22 protein-coding genes and 1 riboswitch are annotated in these 26,153 nt (G+C 43.6%); of the genes, 12 read left to right on the forward strand and 10 right to left on the reverse strand.

All coding sequences use genetic code 11. The features are described 5' to 3' along the window. Window positions 1-10: 10 nt before the first annotated feature. The 4 genes from ACIZ62_RS00970 to ACIZ62_RS00985 form a co-directional block, all read right to left on the reverse strand. The gene (locus ACIZ62_RS00970; RefSeq protein WP_414151070.1) at window positions 11-1,327 is read right to left on the reverse strand and encodes a dihydrolipoamide acetyltransferase family protein; all 1,317 of its coding nucleotides are present in this window, start codon (window positions 1,325-1,327) and stop codon (window positions 11-13) included. Window positions 1,328-1,627: 300 nt separating this feature from the next. Beyond that, window positions 1,628-2,602: an alpha-ketoacid dehydrogenase subunit beta gene (locus ACIZ62_RS00975; protein ID WP_111888403.1), complete on the reverse strand. Its 975-nt coding sequence runs from the start codon at window positions 2,600-2,602 to the stop codon at window positions 1,628-1,630. Then, window positions 2,599-3,585: a thiamine pyrophosphate-dependent dehydrogenase E1 component subunit alpha gene (locus tag ACIZ62_RS00980; RefSeq protein ID WP_414151071.1), complete on the reverse strand. Its 987-nt coding sequence runs from the start codon at window positions 3,583-3,585 to the stop codon at window positions 2,599-2,601. The genes ACIZ62_RS00975 and ACIZ62_RS00980 overlap by 4 nt, the downstream gene beginning before the upstream one ends. 391 nt (window positions 3,586-3,976) lie before the next feature. Beyond that, complete coding sequence (locus ACIZ62_RS00985) at window positions 3,977-5,938, reverse strand: sigma-54-dependent Fis family transcriptional regulator (RefSeq protein WP_414151072.1); 1,962 nt, start codon at window positions 5,936-5,938, stop codon at window positions 3,977-3,979. 334 nt (window positions 5,939-6,272) lie between these two features. On the opposite strand from ACIZ62_RS00985, the gene ACIZ62_RS00990 reads away from it, so the two are divergent. Both ACIZ62_RS00990 and ACIZ62_RS00995 read left to right on the forward strand, forming a co-directional pair. Further along, window positions 6,273-6,758 (forward strand): N-acetyltransferase family protein, encoded by a 486-nt coding sequence (locus tag ACIZ62_RS00990; RefSeq protein WP_414151073.1) that lies wholly within the window; start codon window positions 6,273-6,275, stop codon window positions 6,756-6,758. Between the two features lie 40 nt (window positions 6,759-6,798). Next, window positions 6,799-7,335 (forward strand): GNAT family N-acetyltransferase, encoded by a 537-nt coding sequence (locus tag ACIZ62_RS00995; protein ID WP_414151074.1) that lies wholly within the window; start codon window positions 6,799-6,801, stop codon window positions 7,333-7,335. Between the two features lie 56 nt (window positions 7,336-7,391). Here the strand turns inward: ACIZ62_RS00995 and ACIZ62_RS01000 are convergent, their stop codons facing one another. The 3 genes from ACIZ62_RS01000 to thiC all read right to left on the reverse strand — a co-directional run bounded on the left by ACIZ62_RS01000 (window position 7,392) and on the right by thiC (window position 11,481). Continuing rightward, window positions 7,392-8,819, reverse strand: coding sequence for a diguanylate cyclase (locus tag ACIZ62_RS01000; protein WP_414151075.1), 1,428 nt, complete (start codon window positions 8,817-8,819; stop codon window positions 7,392-7,394). Window positions 8,820-8,934: 115 nt separating this feature from the next. Next, a complete protein-coding gene (locus ACIZ62_RS01005; RefSeq protein ID WP_414151076.1) occupies window positions 8,935-10,077 on the reverse strand; it encodes a hypothetical protein in 1,143 nt (380 codons plus the stop codon). A gap of 111 nt (window positions 10,078-10,188) precedes the next feature. Beyond that, window positions 10,189-11,481: a phosphomethylpyrimidine synthase ThiC gene (gene thiC / locus ACIZ62_RS01010; protein WP_414151827.1), complete on the reverse strand. Its 1,293-nt coding sequence runs from the start codon at window positions 11,479-11,481 to the stop codon at window positions 10,189-10,191. Between the two features lie 108 nt (window positions 11,482-11,589). Next, a riboswitch (TPP riboswitch) is annotated at window positions 11,590-11,688 on the reverse strand. Between the two features lie 337 nt (window positions 11,689-12,025). Here thiC and ACIZ62_RS01015 point away from each other — a divergent pair. From ACIZ62_RS01015 to ACIZ62_RS01055, 9 genes are all read left to right on the forward strand, one after another. Next, window positions 12,026-14,146, forward strand: a complete 2,121-nt coding sequence (locus tag ACIZ62_RS01015; RefSeq protein WP_414151077.1) for an HD domain-containing phosphohydrolase — start codon at window positions 12,026-12,028, stop codon at window positions 14,144-14,146. A 41-nt stretch (window positions 14,147-14,187) separates the two neighbouring features. Continuing rightward, a complete protein-coding gene (locus ACIZ62_RS01020; protein ID WP_414151078.1) occupies window positions 14,188-14,643 on the forward strand; it encodes a redoxin domain-containing protein in 456 nt (151 codons plus the stop codon). A 146-nt stretch (window positions 14,644-14,789) separates the two neighbouring features. Then, the gene (locus ACIZ62_RS01025; RefSeq protein WP_414151079.1) at window positions 14,790-15,644 is read left to right on the forward strand and encodes a DUF92 domain-containing protein; all 855 of its coding nucleotides are present in this window, start codon (window positions 14,790-14,792) and stop codon (window positions 15,642-15,644) included. A gap of 52 nt (window positions 15,645-15,696) precedes the next feature. Next, entirely contained in the window at window positions 15,697-16,674 is a 978-nt protein-coding gene (locus ACIZ62_RS01030; protein ID WP_111888393.1) for a tocopherol cyclase family protein, read from the forward strand. A gap of 49 nt (window positions 16,675-16,723) precedes the next feature. Further along, entirely contained in the window at window positions 16,724-16,849 is a 126-nt protein-coding gene (locus tag ACIZ62_RS01035) for a hypothetical protein (protein WP_256372195.1), read from the forward strand. 395 nt (window positions 16,850-17,244) lie between these two features. After that, a complete protein-coding gene (locus ACIZ62_RS01040) occupies window positions 17,245-18,177 on the forward strand; it encodes a 5'-nucleotidase (RefSeq protein ID WP_111888392.1) in 933 nt (310 codons plus the stop codon). A 335-nt stretch (window positions 18,178-18,512) separates the two neighbouring features. After that, window positions 18,513-19,676 (forward strand): YcjF family protein, encoded by a 1,164-nt coding sequence (locus ACIZ62_RS01045; protein ID WP_414151080.1) that lies wholly within the window; start codon window positions 18,513-18,515, stop codon window positions 19,674-19,676. Continuing rightward, on the forward strand, window positions 19,669-20,793 hold the full coding sequence (locus ACIZ62_RS01050) for a GTPase (RefSeq protein WP_414151081.1): 1,125 nt from the start codon (window positions 19,669-19,671) through the stop codon (window positions 20,791-20,793). Before ACIZ62_RS01045 ends, ACIZ62_RS01050 begins: the two co-directional genes overlap by 8 nt. Before the next feature lie 61 nt (window positions 20,794-20,854). Continuing rightward, window positions 20,855-21,292: a flavodoxin domain-containing protein gene (locus ACIZ62_RS01055; protein ID WP_414151082.1), complete on the forward strand. Its 438-nt coding sequence runs from the start codon at window positions 20,855-20,857 to the stop codon at window positions 21,290-21,292. Window positions 21,293-21,492: 200 nt separating this feature from the next. Here ACIZ62_RS01055 and ACIZ62_RS01060 read toward each other — a convergent pair whose 3' ends face one another. The 3 genes from ACIZ62_RS01060 to ACIZ62_RS01070 all read right to left on the reverse strand — a co-directional run bounded on the left by ACIZ62_RS01060 (window position 21,493) and on the right by ACIZ62_RS01070 (window position 25,369). Further along, on the reverse strand, window positions 21,493-22,761 hold the full coding sequence (locus tag ACIZ62_RS01060; RefSeq protein ID WP_414151083.1) for an ammonium transporter: 1,269 nt from the start codon (window positions 22,759-22,761) through the stop codon (window positions 21,493-21,495). 142 nt (window positions 22,762-22,903) lie between these two features. Beyond that, window positions 22,904-23,245 carry a P-II family nitrogen regulator gene (locus tag ACIZ62_RS01065; RefSeq protein WP_414151084.1) on the reverse strand — a complete coding sequence of 114 codons (342 nt, stop codon included), beginning with the start codon at window positions 23,243-23,245 and terminating at the stop codon, window positions 22,904-22,906. A gap of 90 nt (window positions 23,246-23,335) precedes the next feature. Beyond that, the gene (locus tag ACIZ62_RS01070; RefSeq protein WP_414151828.1) at window positions 23,336-25,369 is read right to left on the reverse strand and encodes a glutamine synthetase III; all 2,034 of its coding nucleotides are present in this window, start codon (window positions 25,367-25,369) and stop codon (window positions 23,336-23,338) included. A gap of 551 nt (window positions 25,370-25,920) precedes the next feature. Between ACIZ62_RS01070 and ACIZ62_RS01075 the strand changes: the two genes are divergently transcribed. Beyond that, window positions 25,921-26,148, forward strand: a complete 228-nt coding sequence (locus ACIZ62_RS01075) for a hypothetical protein (protein WP_414151085.1) — start codon at window positions 25,921-25,923, stop codon at window positions 26,146-26,148. Window positions 26,149-26,153: the final 5 nt, after the last annotated feature.

Raw genomic sequence — 26,153 nt, forward strand, 5'->3', positions numbered from 1 at the left:
TTCACAGCACTTAAACAAGTAACAGCGCAGGGTTTTCGAGATATTCCCCAATTCGCTGTAAAAACTGAGCAGCCAAAGCCCCGTCAATGATCCGGTGGTCGGCGGTGAGACTCAGATTCATCATCGGTCGGATGGTGATTTCACCACCGATAACAACTGGGGTGTCAACCATCGCATCGATACCTAAAATAGCCAGTTCCGGTTGATTGATAATGGGCGAAAAAGAAGTGATCCCATAGGCCCCCAGATTAGACAGGGTAAAGGTGCCACCAACCAGATCGTCCATATTTGTGCGGCCGGCCTTGGCCTCAGTGATCAGTTTTTCGGTTTCTTCAGCGATTTGAGAAAGCGGCTTGAGGTCACAGTTTTTCACGTTAGGGACCAACAGTCCTGAATCCATACCGATGGCCAGGCCAATATGGGCATGAGGATGAAGAATCAGGGTGTCATCAACCAGGCTACCATTAATATGAGGAAATTCCAGCAAGGCCTGGGCGCAGACTTTCATGATGATATGATTAAAGGTCAGCTTGAGACCCCGTTTCTCAAATTCAGGTTTTAAGCGGGAGCGGAACTCTTTTAAGCCGGTGGCATCGACTGGTCGGGTATAGGTGACCCGGGGTGACGTACTCCAGCTTTCACTCATTCGCTTGGCAATGGTTTTGCGCATCCCTTTAAGTGGGATGCTTTGAGCGAGGGCATCGGGTGCTTGCGATTTTGTCAGTAACGCTTCAACATCTTTTTTCATAATCCGACCATCGCTGGCTACGGTGCTTAAATCAACGTCCGACGCAGCAGCCATTTTTTTAGCAACCGGGGAAACAGCGGTTTTTTTATCGGCTTTATCAGTTGGTGTATAGTTATTAACATCATCCACGGTAATACTGCCCTTATTGCCAGTACCAGTGATTAGAGCGAGATCAAGGCCTTTTTCTTTGGCCATTTTTTTAGCTAACGGGGAAGCATTAATCCGGCCGCCAGCAGTTTTAACAGCGGCTTTTGAAATAGCGGGAGCGTCGTCTACAGGCGAAACAGCCGCATCGACATCAGGAGCAGAACCACCGGCTAATAATGCGGAAATATCTTCGTTAGCTTCACCGATAACTGCAATCGGTTCCAGGCAGGTAACGGTCGCTCCGTCAGCTTCGATAATTTTTAGTAGAACCCCTGCTTTGGGGGATTCAAATTCATTGGTCAGTTTATCGGTTTCGATCTCGCAGAGAATATCGCCTTCAGCAATGGGATCGCCCACAGCGACATTCCAACTGGCAATGGTACCTTCTGTCATTGTCAGCCCGAACTTGGGCATGACGATTAATTGTGCCATAATAACCTCCGTATTTTTTTGATTTTATTGAGCTGTAATCTTCTAAGGATAAGATTACATCTGGCTGTCAGATTAAGGGATAAAGCAGTACCGACAATTGTTACATCATGTTGTACGCATCGGAGCGGACACGGCAAAGCCTGTCCGATTCTGCGCGCAGGCAACGAGCCAATCATAAGCTTGCTTATAGTTGGCGACTGCCCGCGACCAATGCGGAAGGAGCACAGCGGATTTCGCATGGTGCAGCGAACAACAGATTAACAATTGGTCGGTACGGGATCTCATCGATAACCTTAAAAATTAAGCCATGACTTCCTTGATGGCGTTGTAAATGTCCACGTCGTTGGGCAGGACAAAATTTTCCAGGTTGGGTGCAAATGGAATTGGGGTATCCAGGGCGTTGACCCGTTTGATCGGGGCGTCCAGATTGAAGAAACAGGATTCGGAAATCATCGCTGCCAGTTCACCGGCGAAACTGCCGCGTTTGACTTCTTCGGTAGCAATGACCACCCGGGTTGTTTTTTCAATCGAGTCAAAAATCATCTTTTTATCCAGTGGATAAAGGGTTCGGGGATCAATGATTTCGACAGAAATTCCTTCTTTCTCAAGTTTAGCCGCGGCTTTAAGTGCTTCATGAACCATTTTACCGGTGGCAACCACGGTGATATCGGTTCCTTCGCGCTTGATGTCGCCGACGCCTAATTTAATCGGAACAACCACATCATCGACTTCGCCCTTCATACCATACATCGCTTTGTGTTCGACAAACATTACCGGATCTTCATCGTCGATGGCACTGAGCATCAGACCCAGGGCGTCTTGTGGTGTTGATGGAAAAACGACCTTTAATCCGGGCACATGTGTTAACCAGGCTTCTAATGATTGGGAATGTTGGGCTGCGGCACTAACACCACCACCACCAGGTAAACGGACAACCATCGGAACGGAGATGTTTCCGCCGAACATATAACGCATTTTGGCAGCCTGATTGACCAACTGATCCATCCCAACGGTTAAGAAGTCAATAAACATCAGCTCGGCAATGGGGCGTAAGCCAGTGGCGGCTGAACCGACGGCACAGCCGATGATAACGCCTTCGGAAATAGGGGTATCCCGGACGCGTTTATCGCCAAATTCATCGAATAGACCGGCGGTGACACCAAAACAGCCACCAAAAGCCCCGACATCTTCTCCGAAAATACAAACATTTTCGTCTTCTTGCATTCTAATGCGCATTCCTTCACGAATGGCTTCTCCATATGTCATTTGTTTCATCTCTGTCGAACCTCCTCAACAATATCAAAGTAAATATCTTTTACCGCACTGGATAATTCCGGATAGGCACTGGCATTGGCAAACTCAATCGCTTCAGCAATTTCTTTAACCACGGAATCCTGGAGTTCTTTTAGTTCTTCAGCTGTTACAATTTCGCTGTCGATCATGTGTTTCTCAATTCGCGGCATGGGATCTTTTTTCATCCACATTTCCTGCTCTTCGATGGGTTTGTATTTTCCGGCATCGCCTTCGAAATGGCCGCGGTGGCGGTACGTTTTGCATTCGATGAGGGTCGGACCCTGACCGTTTCGGGCCCGTTTAACGGCTTCAACAGCGGCTTCGTGAACCGCAATCACGTCATTGCCATCGACCGAGATGCCGGGAATACCATAGGCGCTACCGCGGTCAGCAATATCTTTAATGGCCTGATGACGGGATTGACTCATGGAGATGCCGTAGCCATTGTTTTCACAAACAAAAACAACCGGCAGTTTCCAGATGCTGGCCAGATTCATCGACTCATGAAAGGTTCCCTGATTGGTTGAGGCATCGCCAAAAAAGCAGACGCAAACCTGATCAGTGCCTCGGTATTGCGCACTAAAACCTGCTCCCACCGCCAGGTTATGACCGGCACCCACAATCCCGTTGGCGCCAAGAATGCCTTTGGTAGCGTCGGCAATGTGCATGGAACCGCCTTTGCCTTTGCAGTAACCGGTTTCTTTTCCGTATAGTTCGGCCATCATGTATTTCAGATCGCCACCTTTGGCAATGATGTGACCGTGGCCGCGGTGCGTACTGGTGATGTAGTCCTCATCGTTAAGAGCCTGGCAGACGCCGGTGGCAACAGCTTCTTCACCTAAATAGAGGTGAACAAAACCGGGGATGGCACCTTCGGCAAAAAGGTTCATGGCCTTTGTTTCAAATTCCCTGATCCGTTTCATGCGGATGTACATGTCTTTGATAATCGCTTTATCAAGTTTCATAAATTCAGTGTTCTCCTTTTTTGTATTATCCAAAGATTTTAGATGACTTATCTGATCAAACAGGTTTCGGCAATACCCGTACCGACCAATTGTTAATCTGTTGTATGCTGCAAGCTCGGACAGGCTACGCCGTGTCCGCCTTGATGCATACAACATGATGTAACAATTGTCGGTACTTACTTTAGGTTTTATTTGCAGTCTAAGATTTTGGATAACTTATCTAATAACAAGAACCGTGCCAACTTTAAAAATCAGTTGGATATTTTTTTTAAATGGCTTAAGCATAGGATTTAATCTGGGTGGGGGAGTCTTTTGCACAAAAAAAGATACACCGGATTTCTCAGGCGTATCTCATATTCGCGAATTGGTTGTCTCAAAAACGAGAAAATTCTCACATTTGAGACATATAGCGATAATCTTTGATGTCAATATTGTATTTTTTTATTTTCCGGTAAAGTGAGGCGCGACTGAGGCCCATCATTTCGGCTGAGGCTTCCACACAACCCTGGGTTTCTTTTAGTATTTTTTCAAGATTTGCTTTAACCAGGTCGTCCAGGGTGGGGCTGGCGGCCGTCGGTAGAACCTTGGTTTCTTCGCGATACTTTGGTGGCGGTGTAGGCAGATAATCGCTTGAGATAATGGGTTCCGGACAGAGGTAAAAGGTTCGCTCGATGTAATTCTGGAGTTCTCTGACGTTACCTGGCCAGGGGTGAAGTTTAAGCCCTTCCAGAAATTCTTTTGAAAAGGTTTTGGTATGCTCAGGATATTCCCGGTTAAGCCGATCGAGGAAGTGGGAGGCAGCCCAGACAAGATCATCACCCCGAACCCGCAGCGGCGGAATATGAAGGTAAATCACATTCAGACGGAAATAGAGATCTTCCCGGAAATTCCTTTTTTTAACCTCCTGCTCCAAGTTACGATTGGTGGCAGCAATAATTCGGATATTTAGTTTGCGCTCACTTTGGCTACCGATTCGTGAAACCGTATTTGTTTCTACCACCCGGAGCAATTTAGCCTGAACTTCCAGCGGCATTTCGCCAATTTCGTCCAGGAAAATGGTGCCGCCTTCGGCTAATTCAAACTTTCCGGGCTTGCCTTCGCTAAGGGCCCCGGTAAAAGCACCTTTGACATAGCCGAAGAGTTCGCTTTCGACCAGATCCCGGGGTAAACAGGCACAATTAACGACAATAAAGGGGCCCTGAGAAAAGGAACTGGCCCGGTGAATAGCGTGGGCAAACATCTCTTTACCGGTACCGCTTTCGCCTTCGATGAGAATACATTTTTTAAAGCGGGCCATCTTTTCGGCCGTTTTGATAATCATCCGCATCTGCGGATTCTGGGTGATGATGTCGGAAAAGGTATAAGTCGCCACGTTACCGCTGACCCGGTTGACGGCACTGTGGAGGTGTTTGATTTCGCGGATACCAATGGAGTAGCCTTGAATTTTATCGTTTTCCAGAATCCGGGAAACATTGGCGCTACATTGAATTTTTCGACTGCCGATATGAGCGGTGACATCAGTATAGTAACGCGTTGTTTCTTCTAAATCCCAGCTTTCACCAGCCAGATCGAGTTTTTTAAAGATTTTTTTAAAGCCGAGTTCATTAAATTCATCCATACTAAGATGGAGAACTTTTTGAGCACCAATATTCATCCATTGCAGATTAACGTTCTCATCGGTAACTAGAATACCATCTTCGGTGCTGTCCAGGGAGGCTGACATGGATCGATAGGTATGGGATAGGGCCAGTTCATTTTCAATACTGTAGGCGGCCGCGACAACAATCCCCAGGGTATGAGAGTGAAGTTTGTGACTTTCCCCGGACATGTTGAGAACGCCGATGATTTCACCTTTTACATTGTGAATGGTGGTGGCGGAACAGGTCCAGGTATGATGGGAAACACAATAGTGTTCAGCGCCCACTACGTGAACGGGTCCATCTTCGTCCAGAGCGATGCCAATAGCATTGGAACCGACCGCTTCGTTGGTCCAGACGGTGCCTTTTAAAAAACGCAGTTCGGAAGCCCGCATACTGACGACCTCATCCCCGATGGTGTCCAGTAGTACCCCGTTTTTATCAGTTAGAACCAGAACAAAGTGGGATGATAAAACGATTTCATAAAGGTTTTGCATAATTGGTTGGGCGATTTTGATCAGCTCCCGGTTTTCCGCCAACACCTGCTCGAGTTGGCGGGCATCAATACTTTCTCCTTTACCACCATTTACATCCATTTTTATATTTTGACAGTGGTTCCAGGAGCGCTGGATAATTCGCCGGGTATTTTCATCCAGAATGCCACGTTCGACAAAGTTTGTCCAATTGTTTTTTAGTTTATTCAGATCAGGTTCCATCTTAGTTAATCCTTTCTGCAAAGAATACGGTAAAGCAACAGAGCACGGGTATGCTGTCGAAGACGCGTTGAAGGTCGGTGAAAATAGAATTAGTCTTAGCGATCGCTACAGTAGTGGACAAAGACGATTGGTCTTATTGATTCACATTATAGCGGAGTTTTTAAAATAAATCAAAAATAATTGTAAAAAATAAGAATTACTAAAATTTGGGGTGGCAGCGAAACAGCGGGCCTTTTTTTGTTGGAGAAAAGTAGGACTTATGTTATATTGAATAATTATAGTAGGTGTTTGAGAAAAACAATTGGTACAAAGTAATAGGGTTCAGGAGGTGTCAATGGATATCGAAATGAGACAATTAAATCAAGAAGATGTAAAACAGGCGACAGAAATTTGGAATTATATCGTCGCCGAGGCAAATAGTTTTCCCGGCGACAAACATCTTAGTGTAAAAGAGGCAGCAGCGATGTTTACCCAGCAGACCAAAACGATTTGTGCCCGGTGCGGGGAAGCGGTTGTGGGGATTTACATTCTTCATCCTAATAATATTGGTCGGTGCGGGCATATTGCTAATGCTTCATTTGGGGTTGCAAAAGAATATCGGGGCAAAGGCATTGGACGTCTGCTGGTGGAAGACTGCCTCATGCGCAGCAAGGAAAGTGGCTTTAAAGGTCTCCAGTTTAATGCGGTGGTGGCGACCAATTATCCCGCTATCACCCTGTATTTGAAACTGGGTTTTAAAATCATTGGGACCATTAAAGAAGGCTATCGACTAAACGATAATAGCTATGTGGACACGCTTATTTTTTTAAAAAGTTGGTAAGTAGTTTGCATAAAAATTATAAAATAAAGAAAGTGATGTGATGACAATCGAACGATTGAAATTAGATGAAAAAGATTTTGAAAAAATATATCAACTGATGGTGTGTTCTTTTCCTAAGGAAGAGATCAGAACCCGGGAAAACGCAAGGGCTCAGCTTAGGGATCCCAATTACACCATTTGGACTTCAAAAAACGAAGTGGATGAAATCCTAGGTTTTATTGCTGAATGGGATATGGGTTCAACTGTCTTTGTGGAACATTTCGCGGTGGACCCGACAAGGCGGAGCGGCGGAATCGGTTCGGGAATGATGGCCGCTTATTTGTCGCGGACTTCAAAGCCGGTGATGATTGAGGTGGAGGATGAAAAAAATGAAATCAACTTACGCCGGATTGGGTTTTATCAGCGGTTGGGGTTTCACCTGTCTGAATACGGCTATGATCAGCCGGTGATGCGGGGTGATGCGAGTAAAAAAATTCCGCTTAAAATAATGCGTTTTCCTCAGCCTTTGACAGAAGAAGACTTTAAAAATTTTAGATACCAGGTATTTACCCAAATCTATAAATCGATCGATGCATAGATAAATAAAAAGGATGGATTGCTGTATGGCAATTCATCCTTTTTTCGACTTTATGATTAAAGCAGGGTAACCTGATTTTTACCGTTGGTCTTGGACTGATAAAGGGCGTTGTCAGCTCGCCGGACGATGGTATCTTCGGTATCGATATCAATGGCTTGGGTTACCCCGATACTGACGGTGATATTAAATTTTGCAAGCAATGGGTCATTAACAATTTCAAGTCGCAGGGTCTCTAGTTTTTCAGCGGCTAAAACCCCAGAAAGGTAAATAATGCCGCTAAACTCGTCACCACCCCAGCGAGTGATGAGATGATCACTAAGAGCTGTTTTGCATAGTGTCATCACATGTTTTAAGATCTTGTCCCCCTGTAGATGACCGTGGGTATCGTTGACGTCTTTAAAGTGATCCAAATCAATTAGGAAAACCGACCAGAAGTCCTTTGTCTCATCAGTCAGAGCCAGTGTGGTTTTTAAATTCTGATCGAAATCTTTCCGATTGGAGAGGATACCCAAATTATCCAGCAGAGCCAGTTGTTTCATTTGATGATCATTTTTTATAATGATTCGCTGGACAATGATCAGCACAGAGGCCAGGACTAAAATGACAATAAAGAGATCATAGTATAATTGTTGATTAAAGGACTGAGCCAGCTCTGAGGTGTCTTTTCTAACGATCAGATACCAGTTTAGTTCTTCAATATAGTGACTGATGATATATTGCTGATTATATAAATTATCATCATTAAACACATTGATGGTGTCGGCTTTATTATAAAGATCAGAGCCGATGGAGGCATAAATTTCCAGATCGTTGATATTTTGATTTTCAATCAGATTGGGATTGGTGTGAGCCTGAATCAAGCCCGTTTCATCAACGAGAAAGGCTTCCAGATCATAATCCCGTTCAAAATTCTTAAGTAGCTCCTGGACATAAGTCATTTCAATTCCGACCCCGGCCACGCCCAGAAGGTTTCCCTGCTCATCTAGTATTTTACAATTGATAAAGATCGTCAAGCGTTGGTTATCGACCTGATCCTGATCGACATCCAGGATATAAAGCTGATCCTGATTGATAAAGTCGTAATACCATTGATCGTGGTCATCCTGGGGAGAAATGGTTTTAAATAAGCCATTGTAATGAAAATAGTGTAGCGATTTGGCTGAAATCAAAAAGACAGAATGGTAATTATATTTGCTTCGGATTCCCCACAAATAGTCAATGATTTCATGGTTTTGCGAAGAATCTTCCTGCTGGAGCCACTGCTTGACAAAACTGTCGTTAGCCATGGTCAGGCTGACAAAGATCGGTTTGGTCAGTTCGTTGTTAATTTCTGAGTAGATATTAGTGGAGGTGAGTTTGGAAATATTTAGTACATCATCTTTAATGATCTTGCTGTAGGTTGCAAAGCTGAAGAACACAATAGCAACGATACCAATGAGTATGATTAGTGAGATCAGCAGTCCGACTTTATTTCGTTGTTTCATAATGCCCTCATCAGTTAAGTTTTATTTCAATTTTAAACAATAAAAAGAGGTTTTGTCAATCAAAATTAACAAAACCTTTTATTTGGCGGATCGTAATGAAATTAAGTTTTAGCTCTTAGATACTCAGATCAATATGCTGAATCGTTCCGGCCGAACCATTTTCATTAAGATAGATGCCAGTGCGTTGCAGTTGGCCATCGGTTTGATTGTCGGCCCCTTTGAGTGCGAAGCTGGTGCTGACATTGCCCAGATAAATGGCGCCTACGCCTTTCTGACCCAGTGCCACTAACACATCGTTACCGGAGGAATCTTTGGACCAGATCTGTAGCTTATCATAGATGGGATCGTTCTCGTCGATCCAGTGATTGCCATCGGAATCATATTTTGTCAAATCATCAAAACCGTTGCCGCTTTGCGGGCCGAACAGCTCACTGCCGTCATTAATTTTACCATCGCCATTAAGGTCCAAGGCCAGGAAACCGCTGCCGGGACCAACAAAGGAAATTTGATCCAGGGTGCCGTTGGCATCAATATCAAAGGCATATTTCTGCTGCGTCAGCGAGGTGGTGGCGGCACCGAAATTAATAACCAGCGGGTCAACCTGAACCGGCTCATTGCCAGCTTTGATATTGAGATTGGAATAGGACATAAATTCCCGGCTGAGGGAAAGTTGCAGATTGACATTGATTTCTCGGCCATCGGCAGTTTTCACCATTGCCTGAGCCTGAAATGAAGTACTTTCAGATTCATAGTGGGTGACGCTCTGATTGTATTCAAAGCCGCCACTAGGAGAAGCACTGCGGGGTTGAGCACCGGCTAAACCCTGAGCCCACCCGGCGGCAGCGGTCAGTAGTGCACTTCGACTGGCATAGGCGTTTTGAATGGACTGACTCATTTTCGGATTTTCCAAAGTAATTTTTTTAGGCATCACAAATTTCATTTTTTTTCGGGTTAATGCCTTAAGCATTTGTTCTAGTAGCGTTAGCTCCTGTTCTTCTTTACTGGAGAGCGAAGCGGTTTCATCTCCCGAGGCCACTGTTGACACTGGGGTTTGATTTGATATAGGGGTTTGAGCAGGTAACTTTTTAGCTTGTTCTGACAACTCAAGGATATCCATCCCCTTTGCAGAAGCGCTGGCTGTGGTTGAAGTTACGGCATTGCCCTGAGCATCCCAAACTCTCAAAGATCCGACAGATTTGGTTGCTTCCCTATAACTGCTTTGACTTGCCATTGTGACGGTTGAACTTTCGATTTTCATAAATCCACCTCCATGTTTTTACGAAATGATCACGCCCAAAAAGACGTAATCCGTTAGAATTAATATCGGCAGATCAAAAAAAAAGATAAGTGCTAAATTAAATAAAGTTGATCAGTTCTCAGGATGGAGTGTCACGGTTTTGCCTTCAAGAATCATATTAGTGGTGCGCACCGCGCACATTTTGCCACACATCGAGCAGCTATGTTTTTCTTCGGTGGGGGTGCTTTCGTAATAGTCTTTGGCTTTTTCGCCATCAATAGCCAGTTCGAACATGGCATCCCAATCGATCTTTCGCCGGGCGTCAGACATCTTGTTATCCCAGTCTCGCGCGTTGGGTATACCTTTGGCAATATCGGCAGCATGGGCGGCAATCTTTGTTGCAATAATCCCTTCCTTGACATCATTAGCATCCGGGAGGCGCAAATGCTCGGCTGGGGTTACATAGCAAAGAAAATCGGCCCCATTGGCAGCGGCAATAGCTCCGCCAATGGCAGCGGTAATATGGTCATAGCCTGGGGCAACATCAGTTACTAAGGGGCCAAGAACATAGAAGGGCGCATTATGACACAATTTTTTCTGAAAAACAATGTTGGCGGCAATTTCATTAATCCCCATATGACCAGGTCCTTCAACCATTACCTGGACATCCTTAGCCCAAGCCCGTTTGGTTAGGTGACCCAGTTCGATGAGTTCACTGAGCTGAGAAGCATCGGAGCTGTCATCAATGCAACCAGGGCGCAGAGCGTCACCTAAACTGATGGTGACATCAAACTCCCGGAGGATCTTAAGAAAATCATCATAATATTCGTAAAAGGGATTTTCATTACCCGTCATTTCCATCCAGGCAAAGAGCAGTGAACCGCCCCGGGAGACAATATTTGTTCGCCGTCCATCCCGCTTAAAGGCTTCTACCGCCCGTTTATTAATGCCGGCATGAATCGTCATAAAGTCAACCCCTTCTTCGGCGTGGGCTCGGACAACCCGCATAAAATCCTGGGCGGTAATTGCAAGTAGATCTTTGTCAAGATAACCGATGGCATCATACATCGGAACCGTACCAATCATTGCAGGGGACATTTTAATGAGTTGTTTTCTAAAAGTGTTGGTTTTCCCGTAGTTACTTAAATCCATAATCGATTCGACTCCAAATTTTAGAGAGAGGTTTACCTTCTCCAGTTCCGCCTCATAGTTTAGACAATCTCCCGATACGCCGAGATTCACATTGGTTTTAGTTTTCAGACCGGTGCCAACACCTTCCGGCGAAAGGGAATGATGTCTGATATTGGCTGGTATAGCAACCTGGCCGCAGCCGACCAAAGCCATAAGTTTGGCAGCATCTATATTTTCCTTTTGTGCCACTGTTTTCATTTCCGGGGTGATAATCCCCTTTTTTGCCGCTTCCATTTGAGTTTTGTAGTTTTTCACAATACATTCCTTTCAAATCAGAGATTTTTAGGCACAAAAAAAGTGCCTTCCCGAATAGGAAAGCACTGAAAACACGTATTTGAAAATTAGCCAAAACGCCTTGCTTCCCTACGTCAGTATTAACTAACAGGTTCAAAGGGTCAGGTTTTAACCTTCTCAACTTTATAAGTCCCCCCGCAAATCAGTATTTAATTGCCAACATTATATCATGTAAAGTAAAAATGTCAAGAGCTAAGAGCTGGTTTAGTTAGGAGGGCAAAATAAGATAGAATATGAAAAAAATAGGGTTAAATTAGTAAATAAAAACTGTCATTTTAAGGTTATTATTGTTATGATAAGATCAAATAGAATTACTTTAATTATAGTAGCCCTGGTGGATTGAAGCAATCAAGGGATGAGAGAAAATATGCGCTATAATTAGAATGATGCTTACGGAATAATAGTAAACAACGGTATATAGAAGAAAACGATTAAATAAATTAAATTGAGCAGAGTCAGTTTAAAAAGACAGAGATGGTGTCATATGAAATTAAAACATAAAGCAATTATGATCGCCTTGTGCAGTGCCGCCGTGCTCTTGGGCCTTACCTATGGGATTTTTTACGGGGTTTTCTATGGCTATGTTGAGGAAGCCCAGAGAATACAGATCAGCAAAGATTTTGAAATGGTTGAAACCATCATCGAAAATGAAAAAGAAGACCTCAATAGTATTTTGAAAGATTGGGCCTATTGGGACGATACCTATCGTTTTATAAACGACCGGAATCCAAGCTACGTAACCGTGAATCTTAATCCGGCGTCCCTGGAAAACTTGAGCTTAAATATGATGCTCTTCGCAAATCAAAATAATGAGGTGATTGCTTATTCGGATTTTGACCTGAAAAATGAAGAAACGGTTGCCTTGATCGAAAAAATCAGACAAAACAACTTTTATAGCGGATCGATCACTGATGGTGAGGACGCTAAAACAGATCTGATTATTCTGAATGGGCAGCCATATCTGATTGCCTCCGGGCGGGTTAATAATTCCAGTCGTACAGCGACAAGTAATGGTAGTATGGTGATGGTCAAAAATGTTGATAAGGAAATGACCGCTTACATTGAAGTACTAACCGGCGTCAATGTGGAATTCAGAGAAGCCGGGTCGGCTGCCGTCGTTTGGGAAAACCAGATTGTCAAAAGAGAATTTGCTGGAAAACCCTATCTCACAGCCAGTCGTCTTCAGCGGGATAGCTACGATGAGGAAACCATCTTAATGACAATTTCCCGGATTGAAGAAAACTATAGCTTTGTAAAAGATCAGTTTAATCTGTTTATGGCCAGTTTCATTCTTGTTCTGATAGTCATCCTCAGCATTGATTATTTTATTGTCGATCGGTTTTTTTTAAAAAGAATTGAAAAACTCATCGCCTTTACCAAAGAAGTGGGGTTAAAACGAGATACGACCTTATCCATCGAAATGGATGGAAAGGATGAACTAAAAATGCTGGCGGTTTCAATCAATCAGATGCTTAAGCAAATAAATCAGGCCAATCAGCGTATCAAATCCAATATTACCAAAAGAAAAACAAAAGAGGAAGAAGTTTTGTTTTTAAGTTATTCCGATCCCTTGACCCGGCTTAAAAATCGCGATTATATGAAAATGCAGTTTGAATCCATCAGTCGTCAGAATGAGAGCCACTATTTTATTATCATGTGTGATATCAACGGCCTTAAACTGACAAATGATGCCTTTGGCCATCAGGAAGGTGATCAGGTACTGATTGCCGTAAGCAATGTGCTCAGACGAATTTGTAGGCCGACCGATATAATTTCAAGATGGCCTGGAGATGAATTTGTTATCTTACTCAAAGACATTACTCAGGAAGAAGTTTGCCAAATTATTCAAGAGATTACCAATGAAATTGAAAAAATCCCGGGTTTTCATTTAAAGATCAGTGTGGCTATGGGCTATGCTGAAAGGAGTGAAGACCTAAAAAGACCGGAAGATGTACTAAACCTGGCGGAAAACCGAATGTACCGTAATAAGCTGATGGAAAGCAGCAGTTCCAGAAATGCCACCATTCGAACGTTAGCAAGAACGCTTCACGAAAAAAGTACGGAGACGGAAGCCCACACCATGCGGATCGGCCTATTGAGTAAAGCCCTGGGAAGCCGTTTGGATTTACGCAAAGATCAGCTGGATGATTTGGAGCTGTTATCGTTACTGCATGACATCGGCAAAATCGGGATACCAGAGTATATTCTTGACAAACCGGCCAAGCTTAGTCATGACGAATGGGAGATTATAAAAACCCATCCGGAGATTGGCTATCGGATTGCGAAGTCGACTCCAGCGCTTGAACATATTGCCGATTATATTCTGGCGCACCATGAAAAATACGATGGAACTGGCTATCCCAATGGGTTGAGCGCCCAGGATATTCCTTATCTGGGCCGAATCATCACCGTGGTAGATTCCTTTGATGTGATGACTCATAGTCGCAGCTATAAAAAAGCCAATGATTTAGCTTATGCCATCGGTGAATTGAAAACCTGTTCGGGAACCCAATTTGATCCAGAAATTGCGAAGGTCTTTCTTAAAATGATTGAGGAAGAAGGATTGCCAGTGGAACTTGAGATTTCAATAATAACGGAGGATTAGAAAAATTAAAAACAAGATAAAAATATAAGGAGGAAGAAGTTATGGCAGAGATAATTCAATTAGGGGCAATGGCTCCGGATTTTGCATTGCAGGATCAAAATGGTGAGGTGGTCACGCTAAGTCAGTTTAAAGGAAAAAAGGTGCTTCTGTCCTGGCATCCGCTGGCTTTTACATCGGTGTGTACCGATCAAATGCGCTCGCTTGATCGCAATGCAAACCGATTCGAGGAAAAAAACACCATCGTATTGGGTCTTAGTGTTGATCCCCAGCCCAGCAAATCAGTGTGGGCCCGGGCGTTATCCTTGAAAAACATCAGAATTTTGTCAGACTTTGTCCCTTTAGGTGAGGTAGCCAGAGATTATGGGATCTTCAACGAAGAGCATGGGGCGTCAAAAAGAGCGAATATTCTGATTAATGAAACGGGAATGGTGATTTGGGTTAAAAAATACGAAATTCGTACCCTACCGGATGTGGAAGAAGTGTTGGGAAAAATGTAATAAAGCAAAAATAATGCGTTGAAGTTGTCAAAAGATCATCAGTAGAAGTAAAATCTATGAAGCTGCTATTTTTAATACCCCGGGTAACCGGGGTGTTTTTTGAAGTATTTGGGGTATGAAAAAGACATACTTGAAAGGAGGTCAAAATGGAAAATTTAACCGACTATAGTTTAGTGGCTCAAACAGGATCGATCCTGGAGCATGTGATATACATTTTCTTTTCTTTGGCAGGCGCTTTTTTTGCATACTGGCGAAAATCATTAAGGCCTTCGGCGGCTTTGGGAGCCTTTCTCTTGGCAGTAGCCTTGTATTTAGCAGGGGGACCCCTATTCTTTATGCTATTGATGGTCTTTTTTTTAAGTTCCACCTTTTTGTCGCATTTCAAAGCCGGTTTAAAAGATCCGATTGCGGCCAGAATCCATGCCAAGTCTGGTCCCCGGGATATTGTTCAGGTGGTTGCCAATGGGGGAGCGGCACTGATTATGGCGGTGCCCTTTGCCATATCTCAGAACCCCGCCTATCTGGTGGCAGTGGCGGCTTCATTTGCAGCCTGTAATGCCGATACCTGGGCTTCGGAAATCGGCATTCTCAGCCGCAGGGCACCAGTTTCGCTGATTACCCTAAAACCTGTTAATCCGGGATTGTCCGGTGGGGTCAGCCCTTTGGGCCTTCTGGCTTCCCTGGGCGGCTCGGCAGTGGTGGCTTTGACCTATGGTCTTTTTCAATTGATGGCTGGAAACAGCGGCGAACTCCTGTGGATGCAAATGGGTATTATTACTTTGGGAGGCCTGTTGGGGTCAATTCTGGACAGCTTAATGGGTGCTGCGATCCAGGCCAAATACATCAGCAGAGAAACCGGAGAACTAACTGAAAAACCCAACCAGAACAATAAACCCAACCAGTTGCATAGCGGGTTAAGCTTTGTAAATAATGATTTTGTTAACTTTGCCAGCTCCTTGCTGGCCGCCGTATTGGTTTTTATTTTTATCGACTTCCAGTGAAAATGGGTTGCATAAACAATATTATTTTGGGGGATAGGAAAGGAAAGTTGCGATGATCAAGCAGGCAGTTTTTCAGGGTAAAAACAAGAAACGACGCTATTTTGAAGGGTGGTATTACAAATGCATTAGCGCGGATCGGAAACATGCCATTGCCATTATTCCGGGAATGGCGATCGATCCTCAGGGAAATAAGCAGGCGTTTATTCAAGTGATCAATGCCGCAAATGGAAAAACCTGGTATCATCCTTTTCCTTATTTCGAGTTCAAGGCTAGAACAGATGAATTTGACGTAGAAATTGAAAACAATGCTTTCAATGCTCAGGGTCTGTCTTTAAATGTTGACACCAAGGAGGGGAGTATCAAAGGGCGGCTGACCTTTGATGAAATCCATCCTTTTCCCAGAGGACCAAAGCATCCCGGGATTATGGGGCCTTTTGGGGTAATCCCCTTTATGGAATGCTACCATGCGATCCTTCATTTATATCATGAGATCAAGGGCGTTATTGAGCTTGATGGTGAGTTGCTAGATTTCAATGGGGGCGTGGGTTATATTGAAAAAGACTACGGCCGGTCATTTCCCAAAACCTATCTCTGGCTTCAGGCCAGTCACTTTGCAGGCGGAAATGCTTCTTTTGTTTTTTCGCGGGCCAACATTCCTTTTTTAGGACTGGAATTTCCGGGTTTTTTCGCCTATTTTACTGACTTTAAAACGATTACCCGGCGTTTCGCCACCTATAATTTTTCCCGGCTGGAAAAATGGGAAGTGGATACAGAAAAGGGAACCTGCGCCGGAGTGCTGGAAGGTCCGAATGGGTCGCTTGCTTTTAGTGCTTTGATGAACAGTGGTGGTAGGCTTCGGGCACCAGTGGATGGCCTGATGGATCGGGAGATCATTGAGAGTATTACTGCCAAAGTTTGGGTGTGTTTAACAAATAATCAGGGCGTTGTTCTCTTTGAAAGCGCCAGCAATGAAGCTGGAATGGAAATATGTCTAGACGATCAGGTCGCTTCGAACAAAGAATCAGAATAACGGAAATTAAGGAACGACCTCTATTGCCGAGCGGAAAGAAGAGGGCTCTGTGGATAACTATTCATTTAATCCACAGGGTATGTTGATAACTTTGGGAAATGTGGATGAAATCCGAACATTTGACTCGGTGGAAGCCTCGGCTTTGTGCATTGTTCGGCTTTTAAAGGGGCTATAAACCAAAACCAGGGAAGATATTGTTGCCTTAAATGCCGGTCTGATTCTTTATTGAAGAGACAAGTCACCAAGCATCCGGGAAGGCTATGAAATGGCGCTGGAACACATTCTTAACAGAAATCGGTCATTTTGCTTAAACAAAGGTCGGGCAGGATTCCCTTTACTATCAACCAGTCAGGTGATATGATAAGAATAGAAAATTTAATTTTAGGAACCTTTCTCGTTGAGAAAGGTTCTTTTGGCATGTGGATAAGATTTTAAGGCAAAGAAAAGCAAGAATTACCAACTTATCCACAATTGTCCATAAAATCAACACAATTGTGGATAAGTATTAATCTTTAGACTGATGCATTAAGATTAAAAAATCATTATCAAATAGGAAGATAGGGGAATAACATGCATAAATTTGAAAACTGTTTGGTCGTTGGCATTTCATCCCGGGCGCTCTTTGATCTGGAGGAGGAAAATCAGATTTTTAATGAACAAGGTGTGGATGCCTATACAAAGTATCAGATTGAACATGAGAACGATCTGTTAAAACCGGGAACCGGTTTTGCCTTAATCAAGGCCTTGCTGAAACTCAACGAAGTCGGATCGGAGCAGCGAAAAACTGAAATCATTGTGATGTCCCGAAATAATGCCGACAGCAGTCTGCGCATTTTTAACTCGATCAAGCATTACCAATTGGATATTACCCGGGCGGCCCTGGTTAGCGGTGCGCTACTGTCACCCTATCTGGAGGCTTTTAATACGGATCTCTTTCTTTCCGCCAATGAGGAGGATGTTCAGGAGGCCATTAACGCGGGAGTTGCGGCAGGGATTATTTATACCCAACACCTGGCCTATGAAGAAACCACCGAAATCGATCAGATCCGCATTGCCTTTGATGGGGATGCGGTGCTTTTCTCCGACGAATCGGAACAGATTTATAAAAGTCAGGGCATCGAAGCCTTCCAGGCCAATGAAATAAGAAATGCCAAGAATCCCCTGCCAGAAGGTCCCTTTGCCAAGTTTTTAAAAACCCTCTCGGCGATTCAGAAGGCCTTTGATAAAAATCGGGCGCCGATTCGCACCGCCCTGGTAACAGCCAGAAATGCGCCGGCCCACGAGCGGGTGATAAGGACCCTGCGAGCCTGGGATGTGCGGATTGACGAAGCCTTTTTCCTCGGCGGGATGAGTAAGCAGGAGGTGCTTAAGGCCTTCGGTGCCCATATCTATTTTGACGACCAGGCCATCCATACCGATGCCACCGCGGAGTTTGTACCTTCGGCCCGGGTGCCCTATAAAAATAACGAAGTGAACAATGAAGAAATTAAGGAACGGGAATAATATAATGAAGTTTGAAGTCACCGCAAAACTAACCAGACAAAAAAAGAATCCTCTGATTGAGAGAGGATTCTTTTTTGTGAGAAAGGAGTTCATGAAAAGATCTATGTCAAACCAAGGGATTATGAGGGATAACCCCTTGGTGAAAACTCATATAAAAAGTGTTTGATCGATTAATTACACTTAGTTTAATGCTGGTCTGTGGTCGGGGCTTGATTATTCTGTGATAATTAGGTGAAAATTTTAATTAAAATTAAATTAACAATTCTTTGGTATAATGATTAATAAATTATCATGATTATCGGTGGAAACAAGCAAAAACAAGAAAGGAGGACATGATGAAAGACGATCAGCCCGATGATTTTGAAAAAACGCTTAGCGAAATCAGTGCAGGCATCAAGAAACCAAACATTTTAATTTGTGGTGCCACTGGTGCCGGAAAAAGCTCGGTGGTGAACTATGTTTTTGGGGTCGCATTGGCTCGAATTGGCCATGGTATTCCGGTGACCCAGGGGATAACCAAGTATCAGCAGGAAAATACTGGGGTGGTTCTTTTTGATACCGAAGGATATGAAGTCGGAACCGAAAAAATATCTAAGTACAAGGCCAACGTGGAAAGATGGATTAATGAACTTCGAGATGCTACCGCAAAACCGTCAAAAGAAAATCAAACCGATCCTATTCTGAGCCATCAGATCCATGAGGTCTGGTATTGCATCTCGGGCGGAAATAAACGGGTAACCGATATGGATGTCGATGTGATCCAGATGCTCAGAGCAAAAAAGCTGCCGGTGGCAGTGGTGCTGACCCAAATCGATAACCTCGATGCCGAAGAACTTGAAGCGATGGAAGTGGCGATTAGAAACCATTGTCAGGTGGAATTTTTCCGCACCAGTGCAACCGATGATCCGGCGGTGAAAGCCGCTTTGCAGGATTATCTGCAATGGGAGGAACTGATTGGCTGGGCCATTGATCATCTCGATGAATCTCTGCGAGAAGGATTTATCAGTGCCTTAAAAGGCAATCTGGATGCTAAAAAAAAGCTGATTAATCATAAGATTATACCCCTGTATACCAGCGCGGCAGCGGGCGTGGCGTTGACTCCGATTCCTTTTTCGGATGCGGCGCTGCTGGTGCCGATCCAGATTAAGATGTCGCTGCACATCATGAAAACCTATGGACTGGATCAGAAGCTTAGGAATCTGTCATCACTGGTGGGTTCGGTGGTGGTTTCTGAATCGGGCCGATTACTCGCGCAAACCCTTAGTGCCAATCTCTTTAAACTGATTCCCGGAGTGGGAACCGCTATTGGTACTACGGTTAACACCGCAGTGGCCTCCAGCTTTACCGCCGCCATGGGTTATGCCATTTCGGAGATCTGTTTTCGATGCGCCACCGCGGTATTTGAAGAAGGTAAAGAAATTGAGTGGGCTGACTATTTTAACGGGGAGAACATTGCCAAACTCATGACAGAATGGTTTAAAGTCGGTCGACATGGATAGGCGCTGCGAAACCAATGTCTTGATTCTGGGAAAAACCGGGGTCGGGAAAACATCGTTGTGTAATTATATTTTTGGTACTGAAGTATTAAAAACCGGTGCCGGACGGCCGGTGACCGGGATGGGAATCTTTGAAGAAACCATTATGCTAAGTCCCCAGCTGATCCTCAACCTCTATGACTCCTGGGGTCTTGAAGCCGATAAATCCGAAAGCTGGAAAGCCCTGATTCAGGAAGTGCTTAATCAACATGATGTCCGGGAAATTAAAGACTGGTTCCATACCATTATCTATTGTCTATCAGCCAAATCGGCTCGGGTGGAAGATTTTGATTTGGAAATGATCGAGGTTCTGGGGAAGGATGGCAACCCGGTGTTGGTAGTGCTGACTCATTGTGATGTGATGAATGTGGAAACCGCCATTACGGCGATGCGAACCGAGATCATTAAAAAAACCAGCGTCCGAAATCAGGATATTGTTGAGGTCTCCAGCCACGCCAAAACACTGCTTGGCGGCAAGAAAACGGAAGTCTTTGGTAAAGAAAAAATCATTCATCGGATCAAGGTCAATCTACTTTACTCCATTTCCAGCAAAATGCCGCAAATACTCACAACGATCGGTCAGGAGAAAATAAATAATTGGTTTAGGGATTGTCAGGAAGTGGTAAAAAGACATGTGGGTTTTATAAATCCAACCTCCGGAAAAAAAGAAGTCAGCCGTAATGAATATTTTGATATCTACGCCCAAGAGATATTTGACGAGATTGGCAGGGAGTCAGATGCGCTGTTTAATGAGGCCTATGATTTTTTTAGTGCCTTCAGTAGTCAATTCTCGGGTAATGCCCTGGTAGAAGTGACGGACAGACAGAAAATCCCCCAGATTATCCATTTTCAGATTAAGAAAAGCGACAAAATTGGAACTTCAATTGCCGGGGCGGTTTTATTGGCCATCCCGGTAGTAGGGCTCCTGGGTAAATTTGCCATTCAGGAAAAAACCCGGGCCTATTATCGGGAAGGATTACGGTACAACAAGGCTTTGCTTGAAGATCATCTGCAAGTTTGCGTTGCGCTTCTGGCTCAAGAATTAAAAAAAATTAATAGCCAACTGGAGACTTTAGAATAACGGACTTGCTTTGGGGTATATAATTAAACAACTGTAAATTAAAACATAAGGAGAAACAGAGATGGAACTGGTAGATAAAATTGGCGTAATATATTGGAGTTATAAAGAAAGCACTGAGATTATGGCCGAAAAAATTTCAAATGGTATTGATGAAGCTGGTGCTAAAGCGATTCTAGTTAACGTGGTTGACTTTGATCTTAAAAGTATCGATAGTTATTATAAAATTGCCCTGGGTTGTCCGGCGATGGAAGGGGAAGCGCTTGAAAAAAGCGAATTCGAGCCTTTTTTTAAGGCAATTTCCGGTCATCTGAAAGGAAAAAAGATCGCTCTTTTTGGCTCCCACGGCTGGGGTGATGGCAAGTGGATGGAGGAGTGGGAGAACCAGGTAAAAGATCTGGGGGCCGTTTTATTTGACAAAGGGTTGGCCATCTTAGGTGAACCCGATAAAGCGGGGCGCCGCCGTTGTGTGGAGTTTGGTAAGGCCTTTGCAGAATTTTAAAATGCCGATCATAAATATTTAATCGAGTATGATAGTCAGTAATTAAAGAAAAAAGCCCGGGAAGAAATTTCCGGGCTTTTTTGTCACAACATAAGGTTTAGAATCATCAATCAGTCCTGGGGGGGGATTTTAAAACAAGGGGGGTGTTTAGAATCCCCCGCTGGATAGTGATTGTGATTTTAAAGCAAACACGGAAGGATTTAGTTCATGCGGCTGACAAAGTCAGAGTAAGCTTCAATACCGTGTTCATGAACATCAAGGCCTTCAATTTCAGTAACTTTATCAACGCGCAGACCCACTGTTTTCTTAAGACCATAAAAGAGGAGAAAAGCAGCACTCAAGGTCCAGGCGGCAACTGAGATCACACCAATCGCTTGTACAACGAGCAGGTCAATGCCGCCACCATACAATAGGCCAAGCGTTGCATCTTCAGTGCCTGGCAGGTAATTGGCAAAAATACCAACTAATAGGGTTCCAACAACACCGTTCATTCCATGAACGGCAACAGCGCCAACGGGATCATCAATATGCAATTTTTGATCAATAAAAGGAATACCAAAAGTGATCACAACACCGGCGATAATCCCAATCAGGAGAGCACCATAGAGATCCACAACCAGGCATCCGGCGGTAATGGCAACCAGTCCGCCAAGCACGCCATTAAGTGTCATTGAAATATCCGGTTTTTTGTAACGAATCCAAGTCAGAAACATAACAGTTAATCCACCAGCTGCGGCAGCCAGGTTAGTGGTCATGGCGATATGGCCAATATCCAGGGTGACGGCCAGGGTGCTACCGGCGTTAAAACCAAACCAGGCAAACCAGAGAATGAAGACACCAAGCGCGCCCAAGGTTAAACTGTGACCAGGAATCGCGTTAGCTTTACCATCTTTGTTGTATTTGCCAATTCGGGGTCCAACAATGATAGCACCCATTAAAGCTGTCCAACCACCAACAGAGTGAACAACGGTGGATCCGGCAAAGTCAACAAATCCCATGTCACCGAGGAATCCGCCGCCCCATGCCCAGTGTCCGACAACCGGATAGATGATCAGGCTGACACAGGCTGAAATGACACAATAGACAGAAAATTTGGTCCGTCCGGCAACAGCACCCGATACAATTGTCGATGCAGTGGCACAGAACACCGTTTGGAAAAAGATAAATAATTCGGGTGTGACCGATTCAAAGGCACTCACATTTGTTAAGTTTTGGGGAGCAAAGAAACCACCCAACCCAATAAAACCCGCGACATCTGGTCCGAACATAAAGGCAAAACCAAACAAAAAGAAAAGAACAGAGCCAATCATAAAATCCACAAAGTTTTTCATGATAATGTTTCCGGCGTTTTTGGCTCGAGTAAAACCGGTTTCGACCATCGCAAATCCTGCTTGCATAAAGAAGACAAGCACCGCTGCTAAAAAGACCCATACGATATCGAGATATTGTTGTAGTGCTAATAATTCCATAATAAATAACCTCTCTTATTAAATTAAATCATATAAATAGAAGCAAAGTAATCAATTGAAGTATAAAAAAAGAAGACAGATTTAATAATGTGTTATTAAAACCTATCTCCTTTGATAGTTTGGATTACTTTCTCTATTCATATTATATTGCGTTAACGCCATGATCGCCAGTTCGAATACGAACGACATCTTCCACATCATACACGAAAATTTTTCCGCCGCCAATTTCGTCATCCGTTGCCAGACGGTCTTTAATAATTTTGATAATAATTCCCGCTGTTTCGGCATCGGTTACTGTTTCAACCTTGATTTTCGGTAGGAAATTAACAGTGTAGGCTGTTCCACGATAGGATTTCTGATAACCCTTCTGGTTTCCAAATCCCATAATATTGGTAATCATCATCCCCTGAACATCACAGGTATTGAGGATTTCTTTCAGATCTTCCAATCTTTCGGGTTTAATGACTATTTCAAGCTTTTTCATATGAACCTCCTTATAGTTTTACATGAAATATGATAACTGGGGAAGGGGTATAACCCCCTGACCCCGATTATTTTTATAGTGGTATTTTGATTATACGTAGAATAAGATATCTTCGTAGGTTGGGAATGGCCAGTATTTTTCAGCTGTGATTTCTTCAAGCGAATCGGCAGCCACGCGAAGGGCACTCATGGCAGGGATTACTTTTGCACAGAAATAGTTGGCTTCAGCCTGTTCAGACTCACATTCTTCGGCCGCCGCCAAAGTTGTTTCAAGGTCATCGATAGCTTTAATAAATGTTCCGAAAAGGGCGGATAATCTTTCAGCCAATAGCGTTTCGCCAGTTACATCAATCGAGCCAAGGGCTTTTTTAGTGCTTAGGGTATCAACCACTTCTTTTGTATAGGTGACGATCGCCGGTGAAATTTCCCGTTTTGCCAGGCTAAGCATGGTTAACGCTTCGATATTAATGGTTTTAATGTATTCTTCCAGAAGGATTGACTGGCGGGAAGCCATTTCAGCTGGGGTGAAAATATGATGTCGGCCAAATAAAGCGACATTTTTTTCTGAGGTGAATTCGACCAATGCTTCCGGCGTTGTTTTTAAGTTTGGCAGGCCACGTCGGGCGGCTTCTTCGACCCATTCTTCAGAGTAGTTATTGCCATTGAAGACAATTTTTTTATTGTCATTAACAGATTTTTGGAGCAGTGCATCCAGCGCAGCTTCAAAATCGTCGGCTTTTTCCAGAATATCCGCATAGTCAGATAAAACATCAGCAACAATGGTATTTAAGGTGATGTTTGGACCCGCAATGGATTGGTTTGAACCAAGCATTCTGAATTCAAATTTATTACCCGTGAAGGCAAAAGGTGAGGTGCGGTTTCGGTCAGTGGTATCTTTGATAAAGTTTGGCAGACTCTTAACACCAAGCTGCATCACCAGGTCTTTCGCTTCGGTAACTGGTTCGCCCGTTTCGATGGATTTAAGAACGGCTGTTAACTGTTCGCCAAGGAAAACAGAAACGATTGCTGGAGGAGCTTCATTGGCACCTAAACGATGATCATTACCAGCAGTTGCTACTGAAATTCGTAATATTTCACTATAGCGATAGACCGCTTCAATGGTGGCACAAAGGAACACTAAGAACTGTTTATTTTCTGATGGGTTATCGCCGGGCGTTAACAAGTTTTCGCCGGTGTCGGTGGACATTGAAAAATTGTTGTGCTTTCCGGAGCCGTTAACCCCATCAAATGGTTTTTCATGTAATAAACAGGCCAGGTCATGACGATAAGCAACCCGTTGCATGAATTCCATAATCAGTTGATTGTTATCGGTGGCAACATTGGTGTTAGTGAAGATTGGTGCCATCTCGTGTTGAGCTGGAGCAACTTCGTTATGTCGTGTTTTAGAGGCAATCCCGAGACTCCAAAGTTCGCGATCAAGGTCTGCCATATAATTGGCAACACGACCACGAATTCGTCCAAAATAATGTGTTTCCATTTCTTGACCCTTTGGTGGTTTAGCTCCAAAAAGAGTACGGCCAGTAAGAATTAAGTCCTTACGTTTTTTAAACATATCCCGTTCAACCAGGAAGTATTCCTGTTCGGCACCAATGGTTGTTGTAACTTTTTTGACATCTTTACCAAAAAGTTTTAAAATCCGTTTGGCATTATCATTAAGGGTGTCCATTGATCGTAATAATGGTGTTTTTTTATCAAGAACCTCACCAGAGTAGGAACAGAAAATGGTTGGAATGTAAAGGGTAGTGCCTTTAATAAAGGCATAGGACGTTGGGTCCCAGGCAGTGTAACCACGAGCTTCAAAGGTCGCTCTTAGTCCACCGGAAGGGAAAGAAGAAGCATCCGGTTCACCCTTGATCAGTTCTTTGCCAGAGAATTCCATGATAACTTTACCCTCTTCAGTTGGGTTGATAAAGGCATCATGCTTTTCAGCAGTGATACCAGTCATTGGTTGGAACCAATGTGTATAATGAGTAGCACCCAGTTCTAAAGCCCAATCTTTCATGGCGTTTGCCACAACTTCAGCGACGTTTTCTTCCAGAGGTAAATCCTCTTTCATTGTTTTTAACAGGGAAGCGTAAATATGCTTTGGTAAGCGCTTGCGCATGACACCGGAGTTAAAAACTTTTGATCCGAAAAGCTCGGATACATTTTCATAAATTGGCACGTTTGTTTCCTCCTAAAAATAATAATTTGTATAATTATAACATACATGGCACCATTGTCAGATATGTTAAAATAAAAGCTAAGTAAAATCAAATTGAAGGTCTTTTACTCATTTTGTAATACCTTCTTTCTGACAAGGTATTAGGTTTCAGACAAGAAGTCTGAAAAGCCCGATAACTGCGTTTAGAAAATGGTTAAAAAAAAAGCGCCTTAGAGAAGTGGTCATTACACTCTCAAAGCACCATTGCTATCGTCACTTGCGTGACAGTTATCAGTATTTAAATTTAAGCTTATTATAGACGAGAAAAAGTCTCTTGTAAAGCAAAATTTACAATAAATTACATGTAATGGTTATCATTTTGTAAAGCCAACGGGAATGATTTACAAAAACAAGGGTCTACTATATAATAGAGGATAACAATCGCAGATGATTTTCGATGTTTAAGTTTGGTAAACGTCAAACGATTATGTATTAATGAAGGGAAAGTTAAAATGAGTATTGAATTTAAAATGGATGAAGAAAAACACATTAAGGTGTTGGATGCTTTGTTGGGTGATGCAGATTTGATGATGGCGCTCAATGCAGCGGAAGACTTTGAAGCGGGCTATCGGCTAGTGGCCGAACGGGTCCCGGACTTAAGTCTTGAGGAATTTGCCGGTTCCATGGAAATGTTAAGACAAATTGTTTTGGCTCAAATGGAAAAAGGCCCCGTTCAATAACGATT

The organism is Acetobacterium carbinolicum (genome assembly GCF_047456275.1).
Taxonomy (GTDB): domain Bacteria; phylum Bacillota; class Clostridia; order Eubacteriales; family Eubacteriaceae; genus Acetobacterium; species Acetobacterium carbinolicum.